Annotated in this window: 12 protein-coding genes and 1 pseudogene; 7 read left to right on the top strand and 6 right to left on the bottom strand. The window is 69.7% G+C overall.

What is annotated here, in order from left to right; all coding sequences use genetic code 11:
* Positions 1–153: 153 nt before the first annotated feature.
* A complete protein-coding gene (locus ND450_RS03585) occupies positions 154–981 on the top strand; it encodes an alpha/beta fold hydrolase (RefSeq protein ID WP_253324720.1) in 828 nt (275 codons plus the stop codon).
* Here the strand turns inward: ND450_RS03585 and araA are convergent.
* The 6 genes from araA to ND450_RS03555 all read right to left on the bottom strand — a co-directional run bounded on the left by araA (position 951) and on the right by ND450_RS03555 (position 10,210).
* Complete coding sequence (gene araA / locus ND450_RS03580) at positions 951–2,453, bottom strand: L-arabinose isomerase (protein WP_253324719.1); 1,503 nt, start codon at positions 2,451–2,453, stop codon at positions 951–953. The genes ND450_RS03585 and araA overlap by 31 nt on opposite strands.
* 17 nt (positions 2,454–2,470) lie before the next feature.
* Entirely contained in the window at positions 2,471–3,124 is a 654-nt protein-coding gene (locus ND450_RS03575) for an L-ribulose-5-phosphate 4-epimerase (protein WP_253324718.1), read from the bottom strand.
* Positions 3,124–4,797 (bottom strand): ribulokinase, encoded by a 1,674-nt coding sequence (araB, locus tag ND450_RS03570; RefSeq protein ID WP_253327851.1) that lies wholly within the window; start codon positions 4,795–4,797, stop codon positions 3,124–3,126. The genes ND450_RS03575 and araB overlap by 1 nt, the downstream gene beginning before the upstream one ends.
* A 422-nt stretch (positions 4,798–5,219) precedes the next feature.
* Positions 5,220–6,206 (bottom strand): LacI family DNA-binding transcriptional regulator, encoded by a 987-nt coding sequence (locus ND450_RS03565; RefSeq protein WP_371927750.1) that lies wholly within the window; start codon positions 6,204–6,206, stop codon positions 5,220–5,222.
* A 108-nt stretch (positions 6,207–6,314) separates the two neighbouring features.
* Entirely contained in the window at positions 6,315–7,745 is a 1,431-nt protein-coding gene (locus tag ND450_RS03560) for a family 43 glycosylhydrolase (protein ID WP_253324716.1), read from the bottom strand.
* Complete coding sequence (locus ND450_RS03555) at positions 7,742–10,210, bottom strand: alpha-L-arabinofuranosidase C-terminal domain-containing protein (RefSeq protein ID WP_253324715.1); 2,469 nt, start codon at positions 10,208–10,210, stop codon at positions 7,742–7,744. Before ND450_RS03555 ends, ND450_RS03560 begins: the two co-directional genes overlap by 4 nt.
* 164 nt (positions 10,211–10,374) lie before the next feature.
* Here ND450_RS03555 and ND450_RS03550 point away from each other — a divergent pair, with 164 nt between their 5' ends.
* The 6 genes and pseudogenes from ND450_RS03550 to ND450_RS03525 all read left to right on the top strand — a co-directional run.
* On the top strand, positions 10,375–11,343 hold the full coding sequence (locus ND450_RS03550) for an ABC transporter substrate-binding protein (protein WP_089920119.1): 969 nt from the start codon (positions 10,375–10,377) through the stop codon (positions 11,341–11,343).
* A 142-nt stretch (positions 11,344–11,485) separates the two neighbouring features.
* Complete coding sequence (locus ND450_RS03545) at positions 11,486–13,030, top strand: sugar ABC transporter ATP-binding protein (protein WP_253324714.1); 1,545 nt, start codon at positions 11,486–11,488, stop codon at positions 13,028–13,030.
* Positions 13,027–14,010 carry an ABC transporter permease gene (locus tag ND450_RS03540; protein ID WP_089920117.1) on the top strand — a complete coding sequence of 328 codons (984 nt, stop codon included), beginning with the start codon at positions 13,027–13,029 and terminating at the stop codon, positions 14,008–14,010. The genes ND450_RS03545 and ND450_RS03540 overlap by 4 nt, the downstream gene beginning before the upstream one ends.
* Positions 14,007–14,969, top strand: coding sequence for a galactofuranose ABC transporter, permease protein YjfF (yjfF, locus tag ND450_RS03535; RefSeq protein WP_253324713.1), 963 nt, complete (start codon positions 14,007–14,009; stop codon positions 14,967–14,969). The genes ND450_RS03540 and yjfF overlap by 4 nt, the downstream gene beginning before the upstream one ends.
* A gap of 90 nt (positions 14,970–15,059) precedes the next feature.
* Complete coding sequence (locus ND450_RS03530) at positions 15,060–15,485, top strand: nitroreductase family deazaflavin-dependent oxidoreductase (RefSeq protein ID WP_253324712.1); 426 nt, start codon at positions 15,060–15,062, stop codon at positions 15,483–15,485.
* 82 nt (positions 15,486–15,567) lie between these two features.
* Positions 15,568–15,697: pseudogene (locus ND450_RS03525) on the top strand (proline dehydrogenase); the annotation flags it as partial.
* Positions 15,698–15,896: the final 199 nt, after the last annotated feature.

Genomic DNA, 15,896 nt, shown 5'->3' with positions numbered 1-15,896 from the left:
CCGAACCTCACGAGTAGGGGACGTTTTCTGCCGGCACCAGGGGAATACGGACCGGGAAAATGAAAGGTTCAACTACTTGTGAGCGTTCACAGGCGCTGGCATGCTCGCAGATCGTTCCGCAGTCCCGCACCTGCGAGAAACCGGGGTACAGCAATGCCATCGGCCGCCAGAGTGGTCCACGAGCACCTCCCGCTCCGCGTCCACGGGGTGAACCTCAAGATCGCGTCGGTGCGCCGCGAGGGCTCCGGCGATCCCGTCGTCCTGCTGCACGGCTTCGGCACGAGCAAGGAGGACTACCTCGACATCACGCACCGGCACGAGTTCGCCGCACGCGGATTCCTCGCCTACGACGCACCCGGTTGCGGTGCCACGGAGTGCGGCGACCTCGGGGCGATCGACCTGCCGTTCCTGGTGGAGACCGCCCGCGCGGTGCTCGAACGCGCGGGTATCGGCCGGTTCCACGTCGTCGCGCAGTCGACCGGCGCGCTCACGGCGCTCCTGCTGGCGCACGCGGAACCCGGCCGGGTGCTGAGCTTCGTGAACATCAAGGGCGTGCTCGCGCCGGAGGACTGCGTGCTGAGCCGGGAGTCGCTGCACCACCGCGATCCGGGCGAGTACCTCTTCCACCTCGCCGAGCGCACCCGCGCGTCGTCCTGCTACGGCGGTGGGCTTTACGCGGCGAACCTCCCGAACAAGGTCCGCCGCGGTGCCGTGGCCGGCTACTTCCGTTCCATGGTCGAACTGGCCGACCACGGCGACCTGCTGCAGAAGTTCCTCTCACTGCCCTGCCCGCGGATGTACCTCTACGGCGAGCAGTGCGCCGGGCTCTCGTACCTGCCGCTGCTGGACGCGAACGGGGTGGAGCTCGCGGAGATCCCGCACAGCGGGCAGCTCCCCATGTACTCCAACCCCGTCGCGACGTGGCGGCAGATCGCCGAGTTCCACGCCCGTCAGCTGATCCCGAGCGCGAGGCGGTGGTAGGCGGAGTTCCAGCGCAACCGGTCCGCGAACGAGGCCGGGGTCGTCGCGGAGTCGATCAGCACGAGCTCCGTGGCGGCCATCTGCGCGAAGTCCCGCAACACCTCGGCCCCGACGGCCTGCGTCATCACCGTGTGGTGCGGTCCGCCCGCCGTGAGCCAGCACTCCGCGGAGGTCGAGAGCGACGGCTCCGGCTTCCACACGGCCCGCGCGACCGGCAGCGCCGGCAGCGGCTCGTCCGGCGGGACGACCGTGACCTCGTTGGCCACCAACCGGAACCGGTCGCCCATGTCGGCGAGGCCGACCACGACGGCGGGTCCGGACGCGGCGTCGAACACCAGCCGCACCGGGTCCTCGCGGTCGCCGATGCCCAGGGGGTGGATCTCGCAGGACGGCTGGTCGGCGGCGATCGTCGGGCAGACCTCCAGCATGTGCGCGCCGAGGATCTTCGGCTCGCCCGGCCCGAAGTGGTAGGTGTAGTCCTCCATGAACGACGTGCCGCGGCCCGTGCCGGTGCCCATCGCCTTCACCGCGGCGAGCAGCGCGGAGGTCTTCCAGTCGCCCTCACCGCCGAAGCCGTAGCCGTCGGCCATGAGTCGCTGCACGGCGAGGCCCGGCAGCTGCCGCAACCCGCCCAGGTCCTGGAAGTTCGTGGTGAACGCGCCGAAGCCGCCGTCGTCCAGGAAGGACCGCAGGCCGATCTCGATGCGGGCGGCGTAGCGCAGCGACTCGTGCCGCTCTCCCCCGCGTGCCAGCTCCGGGCTCAGCCGGTAGGCCTCCGCGTAGTCGGCGACGAGCAGGTCGATGCCCGCGTCGGGCACCGCGTCGACCACGTCCACCAGGTCGTTGACCCCGTAGGTGTTGACGGAGACGCCGAACCGCAGTTCCGCCTCGACCTTGTCGCCCTCGGTCACGGCGACGTCGCGCATGTTGTCGCCGAAGCGGGCGAGCTTCAGGCCGCGCAGGTGCGCGACGCCGGCGGCGGCACGGGCCCAGCCGTCGATCCGTTCGGCCACCACGGGATCACTCGCGTGCCCCGCGACCGTCTTGCGCGCCACCCCGATCCTGGTCTGCACGTAGGCGAACTCGCGGTCGCCGTGCGCGGCCTGGTTGAGGTTCATGAAGTCCATGTCGATCGTGGACCACGGCAGCGCCTCGTTGAGCTGCGTGTGCAGATGCAGCAACGGTTTGCGCAGCAGGTCGAGCCCGGTGATCCACATCTTCGCGGGCGAGAACGTGTGCATCCACGCGATCACGCCGACGCACGACGGGTCGTTGTTCGCCTCCTGCATGACCGCGCGGATGGCGCCGGAGTCGGTCAGCACCGGCTTCCACACGATCTCCGCGCTGATCCGGCCGGAGTCGGTGAGCATCCGCTGGATCTGCTGGGACTGGGCCGCGACCTGGTCGAGCGTCTCGGGGCCGTAGAGGTGCTGGCTGCCGGTGAGGAACCAGATCTGGGGCTTGTCCGCCATGTGCTCTCCTTCTGGGCTCACTGGCCGTAAACGTTCTGGTAGCGCTCGTAGAGCCGGTCGACGTGCTGCTGGTCGATCACGTCGGGCTTGCCGAGCTGGAGTGCGAAGTGGACGGTCCGGGCGACGTCTTCCAGCAGCACCGCGGCCTTCACCGCCTTGACGGCCGTCTCACCGACGGTGAACGGGCCGTGGTTGCGCATCAGCACGGCCTTCGACCTGCTGGTGCTCAACGTGTCCACGATGCCCTTGCCGATCGAGTCGTCGCCGATCAGCGCGAACGGCCCGACGGGGATGTCGCCGCCGAACTCGTCCGCGATCATCGTGAGCACGCACGGGATGGGCTCACCGCGCGCCGCCCACGCGGTGGCATAGGGGGAATGCGTGTGCACGACGCCGCCGACCTCCGGCATGTGCCGGTACACGTACGCGTGCGCCGCGGTGTCGCTCGACGGCGCCAGCTCGCCTTCCTTGAGCGTGCCGTGCAGGTCCGTCACGACCATCGCGTGGGGACCCAGCTCGTCGTAGGACACCCCGGACGGCTTGATGACCATCAGGTCGTGGCCGGGCACGCGTGCCGACACGTTGCCCGCGGTCCAGGTCACCAGCTCGTAGCGGGTCAGCTCGCGGTGCAGTTCGGCGACGGTGCGGCGCAGCTCTGCGGTGGGTGACATCAGCTCTTCCCCTCCAGCGCGGCACGGCGGTACCCGCGCAACCGGTGCATGACATCGTTGGCACCCCGGCCGAAGTAGTCGTGCAGCTCCTGGTAGTCGAGGAAGAGCCGTTCGTACGCCTCGACGTTCTTCTGGTCGGGCACGAAGACGTTGCGCCGCACCGATCCCATCTTCTCGGCGGCGTCGCGGATGTCGCCGTACGCGCCCGCCGCCACGGCCGCGTGCATCGCGGAGCCGAGCGCTGGCCCCTGTGCCGAGCCGATGACGGAGAGCGGGAGGTCCAGCACGTCGGCGTAGATCTGCATCAGCAGGGAGTTCTTGGTGAGACCGCCCGCGATCACCAGTTCGGTGACCGGCACGCCCGCGTCGGTGAAGGTGTCGACGATGACGCGCGTGCCGAACGCCGTGGCCTCGAGGAGGGCGCGGTAGACGTCCTCGGCCTTGGTGGCGAGGGTCTGGCCGACGACCACACCGGACAGTTCGTGGTCGACCAGCACCGACCGGTTGCCGCTGTGCCAGTCGAGCGCGACGAGTCCGTGCTCGCCGACTTCCTGCTGTGCGGCCAGTTCCGAGAGCAGCTCGTGCACGCTGATGCCGCGTTCGCGGGCCTGGTCGTGGTAGCTCGGCGGCACCTGGTTGCGCAGGAACCACGCGAAGATGTCGCCGACGCCGCTCTGCCCGGCCTCGTAGCCCCACAGCCCCGGCACGATGCCGCCGTCGACGACGCCGCACATGCCCGGCACCTCGCGCAGGTCGGACCCGCTCATCACGTGGCACGTGGAGGTGCCCATGATCGCGACCATCTGGCCGGGGTTCACGGCCTGCGCCGCCGGCGCCGTGACGTGCGCGTCGACGTTGCCGACCGCGACCGCGATGCCCTCCCGCAGCCCGGTCCACCCGGCGGCTTGCGCGGTGAGGGTGCCCGCCTTGTCGCCGAGCGCGGACAACGGGTGGTCGAGCTTGTCCCTGACGAACGTGCTGAAGCCCGGGTTGAGTTCTCCCAGGAACTCCTCGGTGGGGTACTCGCCGTCCTGCAGGATGCCCTTGTAACCGGCCGTGCAGGCGTTGCGCGTGTACGTGCCCGTGAGCTGCCAGATGATCCAGTCCGCGGCCTCGACCCAGTGCTCGGTGGCCGCGTAGACCTCGGGCGCCTCCTCCAGGAGCTGCAGCCCCTTGGCGAACTCCCACTCCGAGGAGATGAGCCCGCCGTACCGCGCGAGCCACGGCTCCTTGCGCTGCCGCGCCAGCTCGTTGATGCGATCGGCCTGCGGCTGCGCGGCGTGGTGGCGCCAGAGCTTCACGTACGCGTGCGGATCACCCACGAACTCCTCGAGTTCGCACAACGGCGTGCCGTCCGCGGTCGTCGGCACCATCGTGCAGGCCGTGAAGTCCGTCCCGATGCCGACGACCTGCTCCGCGGAGATCCCGGCCGCCTCGACGGCCTGCGGGACGGCGGTGCGCAGGACGTCGACGTAGTCGGAAGGGACCTGCAACGCCCACTCCGGCGGCAACGGCCGGCCGGTCGAGGGCAGCACCTGGTCCACCACACCGTGGCGGTAGTCGTGCACGGCGGTGCCCAGCTCCGCGCCGTCGCGGACCCGCACGACCACGGCGCGGCCCGACAACGTGCCGAAGTCGACACCCACCACGCACGCGTCGCGGTCGATCGTCATGTCAGTCACGACCTGAGTGTTATCGCTAACAATCGACGAGTCAAGACGTGCCGGGGACATCGTGATTTCCCTGGAGGGGAAAGGATTGTGGCGGGAGGTGAGCGCTCGACAACCGAGGCCGCGCGTGGCGGGGCGCGGGTGGGCGCGGGGAGGACCTGGCGCGACCGCGGGCGGAAGCCGGACGCGGGCCGTGGGCGAGGTGGCAGCCCGGGAAGGCGATGGACGCGGTGCAGCAGCGCGAGGCGAGGCGCGCCCAGGGAGGCAGCGGGTCCGGAGCACCGGACGTCGAGGCGCGGGCGGGGCACCGGCCGGGCAGGCCGTGGAGGCACGCGGGCAGGCCTGGTTCCCACAGGCCAGACCGGACTCCCGCGAACCTGCCTACCAGCGCTGCCCGCCCCACCGCCTCGCCCCACCTGCACCCGCTAGCGAGGCGGCGGGCCCACGCTCTCCCGCTTGACCAGCGACGGCGCCACCGTCCGGCGCGGACGGGTGGTCTCGCCGTCGCTGATCTGCTCCAGCAGCAACCCCAGCGTCTCGTGAGCCACCGCGGCGAAGTCGGGCCGCACGGTGGTGAGCGGCGGGATGAAGTACGCGGCCTCGGAGACGTCGTCGAAGCCCACCACGCTCACGTCGTGCGGGACCCGCTTGCCCCGCTCGCTCATGGCCCGCAGCACGCCGAGGGCGAGGTGGTCGTTCGAGCAGAAGACGGCGGTGACCTCGGGCATCCGCGCGAGCATCTGGCCCGCCCGGTAGCCGGAGGCGGCGCTCCAGTCCGCCGCCATCACCGGCGGGACCTCGGCACCGGCCGCTTCGAGGGCCGAGCGCCAGCCCTCGACCCGGCCCGCCGCGTCGAACCAGTCCGCGGGCCCGGAGACGTGCCAGACCGTGTCGTGGCCCGCGTCGAGCAGGTGCTTCGTCGCGTCGAACGCGCCCACCGCCTGGTCCACCGTGACCAGCGGGGTCGGGCGGTCGGGGTCGCCGTCCACCGTGACCAGGGGGACGCCCGCCGGGACGTCGGCCAGGGCGTCCGCCGCCGAGGAGGTCGGGGCGATCACCACGATGCCGGCGACCCGCTGGTCGCGGTGGCGTTCCACGGCGGCGGCGATCGAGTCGCGGTCGAGGACCTTGACCCTGCCCACGCTGACGGCGAAGCCGGCCCCTCCTGCCGCCTCCTCGAAGGCGGACAGGAGTGAAGCCGGGCCGTAGAGCGTCGAGTTCTGCGCCACCACGCCGATGAGCTGGGTCTTTCCCGTGACGAGGGCTCGGGCCGCGCGGTTGGGGCGGTAGTCGAGTTCCTTGATGGCCGCCTGCACGCGCAGCCTCGTCTGCTCGCGGACGTTCGGGTGGTTGTTGAGCACGCGCGAGACCGTCTGGTGCGACACCCCGGCGAGTCGTGCGACATCGGTCATCGCGGGTTCACGCGAGGTCTTCTCCACTAGCGGTCTCCGATCCTTGATCTGCGCCGACGATGTTAGCGATAACACCTGGTCGGCTTCGATGCAGTGCTCATTGTCCACTCATTCCAGGCGGAACGTGGCACGTCGGCGCGCGTCGCGGTCGCCGCCTGGTCTGGACAACACGATCCGCCCGTTGTCGTGAGCGAGATACGTGTCCGCGCCCATCCGCAGGGAGACCGCGCTCGAGTCCGCGAGTCCCGGTACGCGGACGAAGCTCGCGGCCCGGCCGTAGGCGTCGGTGTCCTCGAACGGGTCGATGCGGAGCACATCTCCCCGCACGTACCGGTCCGGGAAGTTCACCGACTGCACCGCGACCGTGCCGGCGCCCAGGAATCCCGGTACGAACCGGAACTGGGTGTCGCCGAGCTCGCGCACGTTGCCGTCGGCCCGCAGCGCGTACTCGTAGTGCCGCACCACCAGCGACGGCGCGTCCAGGGGCGACAGCCGCACGATCGGGCCGCCCCGTCCCACCGGCACCCCGAAGGACGGCGTGCCGTCCGCGTTCCAGTGCACCTTCTGCACGCGGGTGTGCCGGTTCGGGTCGAACAGCGGATCACCGGTGATGTCCCGGTAGTCGCGGGCGTGGTAGACGAGCACGTCCGTGGAACCCACCGCGGTGAACGAGTTGTGCCCCGGCCCGTACTGCGAGGTCGCCACGTTCGTCGTGAACACCGGGTTGGGCGACTTCGTCCACGACCGCGCGTCGAGCAGGTTCGCGTTCTCGTCGGCGGTCAGCATGCCCATGCAGTACCGGGCGTCGGTCGCGCTCGCCGAGTACGTCACGAACACCCGGCCGTTGCGGATCAGCACCGCCGGCCCCTCGTTCACCTTGAAGCCCTGCACCTCCCACGACAGCGTGGGCGTCGCGATGCGCACCGGGGTGGTCTTCAACGCCAGCGGTGAAGCCATTTCCGCGATGTAGAGGTTCGAGTTCGTGGCGATGCCGGGTTCGCTCTGCGCCCACAGGAAGTAGCGCTTGCCGCGGTGCGCGAACGTGGTCGCGTCGAGCGTGAAGGTGTCCCACGCCGTGACCATCTGCCCGCGCAGCACCCACCCGCTCTCGCGCGGGTCGGCGTTCGAGGACTCCAGCACGTAGGTGCGGATGCGAAACGGTTCGTCCTTGTCCCCCGCGGCGAAGTACACGTACCACTTGCCGTCGATGCGGTGCAGTTCCGGCGCCCAGATGTAGCCGCCCATCACGCCCGACGACGGCCGCCGCCAGATGGTGCGCTCACGAGCGGAGGACAGACCGTCCAACGTGGACGCACCGCGGATGACGACGCGGTCGTACTCCGGCACCGACCCGGTCAGGTAGTACATGCCGTCCACCGGCGGCGTGACGAACGGGTCGGCGCGTTGTTCGACGAGCGGGTTGCGCGTGGGCAGGTCCGAGGCCGGTTCCGCGGCGAGGGCGGCGGGCGCGGCGGACGTGAGCGCACCGGTCGCGGCCAGGAGGCCGCCGGTGGCCAGCAGGGATCGTCGGTTGATCACGAGCGGCTCCTGATCCGGAAGAACGTGACGGAGTTCGGCGGGAACGTGTGCGTGAAGCTGCTCGCCACCCGCGCCTGGTCGAGGCGGGGGCGGATCGGCTGGGTGAACTCGGTGTTGACGTCGTCGGGACGGCCCTGCAGCACGGTCACGCGTGCCGTCGGGGCGACCGGGACGCCGAGGTCGATGCGCGTGCGGGCGGCGTTGTCCTGGGCGTTGACCACCTTGACGATCAGCTCGCCGGTGGCGACGTCGCGGGTGACGACCTGCCGGAACGGCTCGGCGAGCTCGTCGTCGGTGAACTCGCCCCACTTCTGGCCGTCGAGGAACAGCGCGACGTGCCGCCCTCGCACCTCGACGCGCACGTCGTACTCGCGTCCCGTCTCGATGCGGGTGCCGTTGGAGATCAGCGTGCTCTTGCCGCCGCCGACGGCCTTCTCCACGGCGGACTGGGTGTTGTTCCAGCCGCCGAGGTTCCACCAGTAGTAGTTGCCGGTGTCCTGCACGCCGAACGCGACGAGGAAGCCTTCCCGCCCGGCCTGCTTCACCGCCTTGACGTTCAGCGTGTAGTCGCGCCAGGACTTGTCGCCCGCCGTGACGAGCGCGTCCTCCGCCGCCGCGTCGGACTGCACGTAGGCGCCGTTCACGACGTTCCACGCGCCGCGGCCGGACTTCGTCCACTTCGCGTCACCGCCGGAGAAGTCGTCGCTGAACAACGCCTGCCCGGAAGCACTGGTGACGCTCACGTCGTCGTAGGTCGCGGCCGTGGCCCACGTCGACAACCCGATCGCGCCGGTGATCGGCGCCTGCGTCGAGGGCGTGGCGGACGCGGTGCTCGGCACCACGTGGTCGCCCACGTTGGTCATGAAGAGCTTCTGGACCTCGTAGCTGGCCGAACCCCACGACGCGTGGTTGTTGAACCAGATCATGTCCGGACGCCACTGGACGTAGTCCTCGTTGGCCAGCAACGGCGCGTAGGAGGCGAGCTTCACGACGTCGGCGTTGCGCTCGAGCCCCGTCATGAACGCCGCTTCGCTCAGCGCGTTGTGGAACTTGTTGTCCTGCGAGGCGTATTCGCCGAGGAACACCTTGGGACCGTTGCGGTCGTAGGAGTCGTAGCGGTTGTTGTTCTCCAGGAACCAGCTCGGGCTGTTGTAGTAGTGCTCGTCGATCATCTTCACGCCGGCCTGCCTGTTCAGCTGCCACAGGCGGTCGAACGTGCCGCCGGTGTCGTCGGGGCCGGAGTTGCTGACGACGGTGATGTCCGGGTACTTGGCGTTGATGGCGTCGCGGAACCGCACGAAGCGCGCCATGAACTCGTCCGGCAGGTTCTCCTCGTTGCCGACGGCCAGGTGCGTGAGCCCGAACGGCTGGGGGTGCCCCATCTCGGCGCGCTTGCGGCCCCACACCGAGTCGGCCGGGCCGTTCGCGTACTCGATCAGGTCGAGCGTGTCCTGGACGTGCCGCGCCAGCAACGCGGGGTCGTCGGTCGCGCGGTTCTGGCCGCAGCCGGTGACCAGCGCGGGCACGACGGGCAGCGGCATGGCGCCGATGTCCTCGGAGAACTGGAAGTACTCGTGGTAGCCGAGTCCGTAGGACTGGTTGTAGCCCCAGAAGTTCCAGTTGGTGGCGCGCTGCTCGACCGGGCCGATGGTGTCCTTCCACTGGTACGACCGGCGCCGCTCGAAGTTCGGCGCGTCGTAGCCGTAGTGGCTGCCGGTGTTGACCAGGCAGCCGCCCGGGAACCGGACGAAGCCGGGCTTCAGCGCGGCGATCTTCTCGGCGAGGTCGCGCCGCAGGCCGTGGCCCTTGAAGGTGTCCTGCGGCATCAGCGAGACCATGTCGAGCCGCAGGGTCCCGGTGCCGGTGCCGGTCACGAGGAGCCTGCCCGTGGTGGAGGTCTTCCTCGCCCGGACCGTTCCGCTGTACCGGGTCCAGCCGTCGCCGCGGACCTGCACGTTCACCGGGTCGCCCAGGGCGTTCCCGGCGGGGTCGGTGATCGCGGCGGTCAGCTGTGCCTGCTGGTCGGCGCGGGCCCAGACGGAGAAGTCGTAGCGCTGACCCTCCCGCACGGCGATCCCGCTGTTGTAGCCGGAGTTGATCACGCCGGCGGGCAGGCCGAGCTTCAGGTAACGCCGGTTGCGCTCGTTCAGGCGTCCGGCGTCGTCGGCGACGTCCACGGTGCCGCTGTGCGGCGCCCAGGACGTCAGGCCGTGGTAGCCCGCGTTGTCCGCGGGGTCGTACTCGAACGACCGGTTCTGCACGAGCTCCGCGTACAGACCGCCGTCGGCGGCGCGGTTGATGTCCTCGAAGAAGACGCCGTACATCGAGTCGTCGATCGACGCGCCCTTCTTCGTGGCGTCGATCTTGATCGTGTAGTCGGTTTCGGCGGCCGCCCCGAACCCGGGGACGGCGACCAGCAGGGATGCCGCGAGTGCGGCGCTCAACAGGACGTGCTTGCGGGACACGAAGTTCCCTCCCAAGCTCGGAAGTGAGCGTTAACATAGGGCTGCGTGCTTGTTACAAGCAAGGTCTTGACGCGGCAGTTGTGAGCGTTCACTCTTGTGCACCTGACAGCTGGAGGACAGGCGGTCAGGCTCCGCGACACCGTCGTCACCCCGGAGGAATCCCAGTGCTGAAGAAGATCACGACAGTTGCCGGCGTGGTCCTGCTGAGCGCGCTCACCGCGTGCGGCTCGGGAGGCGGTGGAGGCACCGCCTCGTCCGGCAGCGGCACCATCACCATGGGCTTCGCGCAGGTCGGCGCCGAAAGCGGCTGGCGCACCGCCAACACCAAGTCGATCCAGGACGAGGCCAAGGCCGCCGGGATCGAGCTCAAGTTCTCCGACGCGCAGCAGAAGCAGGAGAACCAGATCAAGGCGATCCGCTCCTACATCCAGCAGAAGGTGTCGGTGATCGCGTTCAGCCCCGTCGTCGAGACGGGCTGGGACACGGTTCTGCTGGAGGCCAAGCGCGCCAACATCCCGGTGATCCTCACCGACCGTTCCATCGACTCCGACGACACGTCGCTCTACAAGACGTTCCTCGGCTCCGACTTCGTCGAGGAGGGCCGCCGGGCGGGCGACTGGCTGGTGGCGAACGCCTCCGGCCCGACGAACGTGGTGGAACTGCAGGGAACCACCGGCGCGGCGCCCGCGATCGACCGCAAGAAGGGCTTCGAGGAGAAGATCGCGTCGAAGCCCGACATCAAGGTCGTCGCCTCGCAGACCGGTGACTTCACCCGCTCCGGCGGCAAGCAGGTCATGGAGGCGTTCCTCAAGTCCCAGCCGAAGATCGACGTGGTGTACGCGCACAACGACGACATGGGCCTGGGCGCGATCGAGGCGATCAAGGCGGCGGGCAAGGTGCCCGGCAAGGACATCAAGATCATCACCGTGGACGCGGTGAAGGACGGCATGCAGGCGCTGGCGAACGGCGAGATCAACTTCATCGTCGAGTGCAACCCGTTGCTGGGCAAGCAGTTGATGGAGCTGGCGAAGAAGGTCGTGGCCGGCGAGGAGGTGCCCAACCGCGTCGTGACCGAGGAGGGCACGTTCACGCAGGAGCAGGCGAAGGCCGCGCTCCCCCAGCGCCAGTACTGAGTCGGTGGTCGTGCCGGTGGCGCAGAAGCCTCCACCGGCACGTCCCGGCACCGAGGCAAGATCCCCCGAGCACCGCGGGGCCCGTCGTGGACGCGCATCCCGATGACGGGCCCCGCGGCCCCAACGACGAAGGCCAGTGCCCATGACCCCGCCGTTGAACGAACCACCACCACCGGTCGTCGAGATGCGGGGCATCAGCCTCGCGTTCCCCGGCGTGAAAGCGTTGCAGGACGTCGACTTCCGGCTGTTCCCCGGCGAGGTGCACGCCCTCATGGGCGAGAACGGCGCCGGCAAGTCCACCCTGATCAAGACCCTGACCGGCGTGCACCGGCCCGACGGCGGACAGGTCGTGCTCGGTGGTGACGAGGTGGCGTTCTCCTCCCCCGGCGAGGCCCAGCACGCCGGGATCAGCACGGTGTACCAGGAGGTCAACCTCTGCGCGAACCTCACGGTCGCGGAGAACATCCTGCTGGGGCGCGAACCACGAAGGTTCGGCGGCATCGACTTCCCGGCGATGCGCAAGCGCGCCGGGGAGGTGCTCGCGCGCATCGGGGTGCACATCGACCCCGGGTCGAGCCTCGGTGAACACCCGATCGCCGTGCAGCAACTCGTCGCCATCGCCCGCGCGATCGCCGTAGACTGCCGCGTCCTCGTGCTCGACGAGCCGACGTCCAGCCTGGACGCGGGCGAGGTCGCCGAGCTGTTCCGGATCATGCGCGTGCTGCGGGACGAGGGCGTGGCGATCCTGTTCGTGTCGCACTTCCTCGACCAGGTCTACGAGATCTCCGACCGGATGACGGTGCTGCGCAACGGTTCCCTCGTCGGTGAGCACCTCACCGCGGACGTGGACCGGCGCACGCTCATCGCGCAGATGATCGGCCGCGACCTCGGCGCGCTGGAGGCCATCGAGGACGCCACGGAGAAGCGCCACCCCGACGGACCGGTGCTGCTGCACGCGTCGGAGCTCGGCAGGCGCGGCGCCATCGACCCGTTCGACCTGGAGATCCGCGCGGGCGAGGTCGTCGGCCTCGCCGGCCTGCTCGGCTCCGGCCGCACCGAGCTCGCCCGGCTGCTCTTCGGCGCCGACCGCGCGGACTCCGGCAGGCTGCTCGTGGACGGCAAGCCCCTGCGGTTGCGCGGGCCCCGGTCCGCGATCGCGGCGGGCATCGCGTTCAGCTCCGAGGACCGCAAGGGCGAGGGCCTCGTCGCGGACCTCTCGATCCGCGACAACCTCGTGCTCGCGATGCAGGCCGCACGCGGCTGGACGCGCCCGCTGCCGCGCAGGACCAAGGACCAGCTGGTCGAGAAGTACCTGAAGGCGCTCGACATCCGGCCCGCCAACCCGGACGCGCTGGTGCGCACCCTGTCCGGCGGCAACCAGCAGAAGGTGCTCCTGGCGCGCTGGCTCGTCACCGAGCCGCGGCTGCTGATCCTCGACGAACCGACGCGCGGCATCGACATCGGCGCCAAGGCCCAGATCCAGCAACTCGTCACGACCCTGGCCGCGGAGGGCACCGCGGTCCTGTTCATCTCCGCGGAACTGGAGGAGGTCGTGCGCATCTCCGACCGCATCGTCGTGCTGCGCGACCGGCGCAAGATCGCCGAGCTGGACGGCTCGGTGACCGGCGTCGACGAGGTCGTGGAACTCATCGCGGGCGGGGCCGCGCCGGAGAAGGTGGTGTCGTGAAGAACCGGTTGCTGTGGCCGTTGCTCGCACTGGCCGCTCTACTGCTGCTCAACCTGATCGTGACGCCCTCCTTCTTCTCGTTGCGCATGCAGGACGGCGCCCTCTACGGCGGCCTCGTCGACGTGCTGAAGAACGGCGCCCCGACGTTGCTGATCGCGCTCGGCATGACGCTGGTGATCGCCACCCGCGGCATCGACCTCTCGGTCGGCGCGGTGGCGGCGATCGCGGGCGCGGTGACGTGTGTCCACATCGGAACGTCGGGCAGCGCCGGCACCGCGATCGCCGGAATGGCGATCGCCCTGGTGCTGTGCGCGGTGCTGGGACTCTGGAACGGGTTCCTCGTGGCGGGGCTCGGCATCCAGCCGATCATCGCCACCCTGGTGCTGATGACCGCGGGCCGCGGTGTCGCGATGCTCGTGACCGAGGGCCAGATCGTCACGGTCAACAACACCGCGTACAAGCAGGTCGGCGCCGGGTTCCTGGTGTTGCCGATCTCGATCCTGATCAGCCTGCTCGTGCTCGGGTTGGTGGCGTTCGTGACCAGGAAGACCGCGCTGGGCATGCTGATCGAGGCCGTCGGGGTGAACCCCGAGGCCTCCCGCCTGGCCGGTGTGCGGTCGAGGACGATCATCTGGACCGTCTACGTGTTCGCCGCCGTGTGCGCGGGCATCGCCGGCCTGATGATCAGCTCGAACGTCAGCGCGGCCGACGCCAACAACGCCGGTCTGTGGATCGAGATGGACGCGATCCTCGCCGTCGTCATCGGCGGCACCTCGCTCGCCGGCGGGCGGTACTCGCTGACCGGCACCCTGCTCGGCGCGCTGATCATCCAGACCCTCACCACCACCGTCTACACGATCGGCGTCGCCCCCGAGGTGACGCTGGTGTTCAAAGCGGTCGTCGTGATCGCCGTGTGCCTGGTCCAGGCACCGAAGGCCCGTGCCGCGCTGAGCTTCCGGAAGGTGGCGGTCCCGTCATGACCACTCTCGCCCCGCGCGTGCCGTCGCGCTTCCTGCCGGTGCTCGCGACCGTCGCGCTGTTCGTCCTCGCGTTCGGCGTCGGCTCGGCGCGCTACGACGGGTTCGCGTCCGGCCAGGTGATCGCGAACCTGTTCATCGACAACGCCTTCCTGATCGTCCTCGCCGCGGGCATGACGTTCGTGATCCTCAGCGGCGGCATCGACCTGTCCGTGGGCTCGGTCGTCGCACTGTCCACCATGGTCACGGCCTCGGGCCTGCAGGCGGGCTGGCCGGTACCGCTGGTGGTCCTCGCCGTGCTGCTGATCGGGTCGACGCTCGGCCTGCTGATGGGGCTCGTGATCCACAAGTTCGACATCCAGCCGTTCATCGTCACGCTCGCCGGCATGTTCCTCGCCCGCGGCCTGTGCTTCGTCATCAGCGTGGAGTCGGTGTCCATCAAGGACAGGACGTTCCGCGACGTCGCCACCGCCGCGATCGAACTGCCGGGCGGCGTCACGATCACCTACAACGTCGTGATCGCACTGCTCGTCGTCGCCGCCGCGATGTACGTGCTGCACCGCACCCGCTTCGGCCGCACGGTGTACGCGGTGGGCGGCAGCGAGTCGTCCGCGCTGCTGATGGGCCTGCCGACCACCCGCGTGAAGGTCGGCGTGTACGTCATCAGCGGCCTCTGCTCGTCGCTGGCCGGGCTGCTGTTCAGCCTCTACATGCTCTCCGGCTACGGCCTGCACGCCGTGGGCATGGAGCTCGACGCCATCGCGGCCGTGGTGATCGGCGGGACGCTGCTGGCGGGCGGGGTCGGGTACGTGCTCGGCGGGTTGGCCGGGGTGCTGGTCCTCGGCACGATCCAGACGCTGATCTCGTTCCAGGGCACGCTCAGCTCGTGGTGGACGAAGATCGTGATCGGCGTCCTGCTGCTGGTGTTCATCGCCGTGCAGAGGACCATGGTCCGGCGGTGAGCATCACCCGCTCAGGTGAAGAACCCGCAGGTCGGGGGACTCCGGCCCGCGCGGAGGAATGCGGCGGGGCCCGGATGCGTTGATCGTCTCATGGCAGACGTGGAACTCAGCCCGACCGAGTGGGTCCAGAACCAGACCAAGACCATCCTGGAGACCGGGACGACCGAGGGCATCAAGGTCGCGGGCAGGCCGATCGTGCTCCTGACCGTCCGGGGTGCGAAGAGCGGCAAGCTGCGCTACACCCCGGTCATGCGCGTGGAGCACGAGGGCAGCTATGCGGTCGTGGCGTCCAAGGGCGGTGCCCCCGAGCACCCCACCTGGTACCACAACATCAAGGCGTACCCGGAGATCTCGCTGCAGGACGGCACCGCGAAGGGTGAGTACACCGCGCGCGAGGTCGACGGCGACGAGCGGGCGCGGTGGTGGGAGCGGGCCGTCGCGGCCTTCCCGAACTACGCCGAGTACCAGGAGAAGACGGACCGGCTGATCCCGCTGTTCGTGCTCGACCCGAAGTAACCCGGACACCGCCCGGCGAGGGCGCATTCCTGCTCCGCCCCCACGTCCCGTCGCACGGAACGTGGGGGCGGAGTCGTGTCCGCCGGGCACGACCGTGACGCTCGACATGGACGACCACACCACCACGGACCCCCACGCTGGGCATCCTGCGGGAGCCGCGGGTGGACTTCCCGTCGGCCGGCGCGGTGCCGCAGGCCTACCTCCGCCGGTCCTATGTAGAGATTGTGAGCAGTGCGCACATTCGGTCCTAAACAGACACTTACGCGTGCACGTTGCTCCGAACGGGCCTGTCATTCGCCCCCGCGTCGCGACGTAGGGTGACGTGATCACGCGGTCTGCCAGCGGATTTCGGTCGAGACTCGGGGAAGTCGTCACCGCGTGTGAACTGGCGCGCACGAGGAGACGAATACC

The sequence above is a fragment of the Lentzea sp. HUAS12 genome (assembly GCF_024125735.1).
GTDB lineage: Bacteria > Actinomycetota > Actinomycetes > Mycobacteriales > Pseudonocardiaceae > Lentzea > Lentzea albida.
This window is presented reverse-complemented; position numbering and strand designations above follow the sequence as displayed.

Bases quoted from the DNA above. Each gene is read 5' to 3' on its own strand.
- ND450_RS03585 (WP_253324720.1), top strand. From the start codon at position 154: ATGCCATCGGCCGCCAGAGTGGTCCACGAGCACCTCCCGCTCCGCGTC.
- araA (WP_253324719.1), bottom strand. From the start codon at position 2,453: ATGGCGGACAAGCCCCAGATCTGGTTCCTCACCGGCAGCCAGCACCTC.
- ND450_RS03575 (WP_253324718.1), bottom strand. From the start codon at position 3,124: ATGTCACCCACCGCAGAGCTGCGCCGCACCGTCGCCGAACTGCACCGC.
- araB (WP_253327851.1), bottom strand. From the start codon at position 4,797: ATGACGATCGACCGCGACGCGTGCGTGGTGGGTGTCGACTTCGGCACG.
- ND450_RS03565 (WP_371927750.1), bottom strand. From the start codon at position 6,206: ATGACCGATGTCGCACGACTCGCCGGGGTGTCGCACCAGACGGTCTCG.
- ND450_RS03545 (WP_253324714.1), top strand. From the start codon at position 11,486: ATGACCCCGCCGTTGAACGAACCACCACCACCGGTCGTCGAGATGCGG.
- yjfF (WP_253324713.1), top strand. From the start codon at position 14,007: ATGACCACTCTCGCCCCGCGCGTGCCGTCGCGCTTCCTGCCGGTGCTC.
- ND450_RS03530 (WP_253324712.1), top strand. From the start codon at position 15,060: ATGGCAGACGTGGAACTCAGCCCGACCGAGTGGGTCCAGAACCAGACC.